Genomic DNA, 1,713 nt, shown 5'->3' on the forward strand with positions numbered 1-1,713 from the left:
AACGGCACCATCGCCCCCGGCGGCTCGGTCTCCTTCGGCTTCCAGGCCAACCACACCGGCAACACCGCCGCACCCACCTCCTTCACCCTCAACGGCAGCCCCTGCACCACCGGCTGACCACCACCCGTTCACCCGCGCGGCCCGGCCCCTATCCGGGGCCGGGCCGCGCGGCCAGGTGAACGCCGACCACCGGACCGGCCCGCCCCGCGACCAACCGGGCGGGGCCGGCGGGTCAACGGACCCCGAGCTACCGCAGCCGGCCCGGCCAGCCGAGGTCGGTCACGACGGCGTCGACCACCTGCTCGACGGTGCGCCCGTCGGTGTCGACCCGGTGGCCGAGGCCGGCCGGCTCCAGCGCCTCGGCGGCATGCGCCGCCTCGCCCGCGAGCCTCCGCAGGTACGACGGCGGCCTGCCCAGCAGCGGGTCGCCGGGCTGGGCCCAGCTGCCCCGGCCGGCGCCGCGAGCCAGGATCCGATCGGTCAACGCGGTCCGGCCGGCGTGCAGCCGACACACGGTCAGGTTCACTCCCGGGAGGGCCTCGGCGTACCGGTCGATGGTCGCCTCGTCGCCCGCCGGGCCCACCATGACCAGCGCTTGCGCCCCGGCCGCGTGGAAAGTCCGCCACACGGCGCCGAGGTTGCCGGCCCGCACCCGGTCGTCGGCCGGTGTGGGGCCACAGAAGCCGAGCTGATCCAGGTCGAGGAAGGCGGCCGTCCGCCCGGCGCGGAGCGTCCGCAGATAGAGCTGGAAGCCGACGGTGGACTTACCCACGCCCGTCGCGCCGCACAGCCACACCACCGCACCGGCGCGGGCGCCGCCAGCGACCGGACGGCCCGGGCCGGATTCGACCGGCTCGGTGCGGTCGGCGGGCTCGACGTGGACGGCGGAGCCCACGTGGTTGACTCGGTCGGCGGGGTCGGTCGGGGTGGAGGGGCCCGGCGGATCGTCCGGCGGGGGCCATCCGGGCAGGCGGTCGCGGACCCGCCGGGCCACCTCGGCCACCGTGAGGCCGCTGCTGTCCACGCAGACCTCGGCCACGGCGCCGGCGTCCAGGCGTACGGCCTCCCGCAGGATGTCCGCCAAGCCGTTGTCGTGGCCCTCCCGGCCGACGAACCGCCGGGCCAGGTCCGCCTCGTCCGCGCGCAACCGGCAGATCGTCAACCTCGTCTCCGGCAGCTCGTCGCGGTGCGCGCCGTGCTCCGCATCGACGACGCCGGAGACCACGACGCAGCGGGCCCCGGCCGCCCGGTAGCCGGCCACGACGCCGGCGAGGTTGCGTGCCTTCATCCGGTGCCGCCCCGGATCGGCGGCCGCCTCGGGAAAGCACATGCCGAGCTGATCGATGTCGACGTAGCCGGTCTGCACCCCGGACCGCACGAGCTGGGAGTAGATCTCCCAGCCGACCGCCGTCTTGCCCACTCCCGCGGGCCGCACAGCCAGAGCACCGGAGTCGCGGTCATGACCGGAGATCCTCGTCCGCGCCGTACCGGCTGTCGAGCCGTTTGGCCGGGGTCGGTGCTGGGGTGACGGGGCCGTGATGGTGGCCGGCCCGGCCCCGTGGTGCGGGGCCGGGCCGGGTGGTGGGTGGGTGGTGGTCAGCCGGTGGTGCAGGGGCTGCCGTTGAGGGTGAAGGAGGTGGGTGCGGCGGTGTTGCCGGTGTGGTTGGCCTGGAAGCCGAAGGAGACCGAGCCGCCGGGGGCGATGGTGCCGTT

The 1,713-nt window shown here is 75.9% G+C and carries 3 protein-coding genes; 1 reads left to right on the top strand and 2 read right to left on the bottom strand.

Annotation, left to right across the window (positions count from 1 at the left end; translation table 11 throughout):
* Positions 1–9 precede the first annotated feature (9 nt).
* Positions 10–117 (top strand): cellulose binding domain-containing protein, encoded by a 108-nt coding sequence (locus tag ACFFHU_RS28485; RefSeq protein WP_377343520.1) that lies wholly within the window; start codon positions 10–12, stop codon positions 115–117.
* 130 nt (positions 118–247) lie between these two features.
* Here ACFFHU_RS28485 and ACFFHU_RS28490 read toward each other — a convergent pair whose 3' ends face one another.
* Both ACFFHU_RS28490 and ACFFHU_RS28495 read right to left on the bottom strand, forming a co-directional pair.
* Entirely contained in the window at positions 248–1,435 is a 1,188-nt protein-coding gene (locus tag ACFFHU_RS28490) for a hypothetical protein (RefSeq protein ID WP_377343519.1), read from the bottom strand.
* Positions 1,436–1,596: 161 nt separating this feature from the next.
* The gene (locus tag ACFFHU_RS28495) at positions 1,597–1,704 is read right to left on the bottom strand and encodes a cellulose binding domain-containing protein (RefSeq protein WP_377343520.1); all 108 of its coding nucleotides are present in this window, start codon (positions 1,702–1,704) and stop codon (positions 1,597–1,599) included.
* Positions 1,705–1,713 lie beyond the last annotated feature (9 nt).

This window comes from Plantactinospora siamensis (genome assembly GCF_042434095.1).
GTDB lineage: Bacteria > Actinomycetota > Actinomycetes > Mycobacteriales > Micromonosporaceae > KBS50.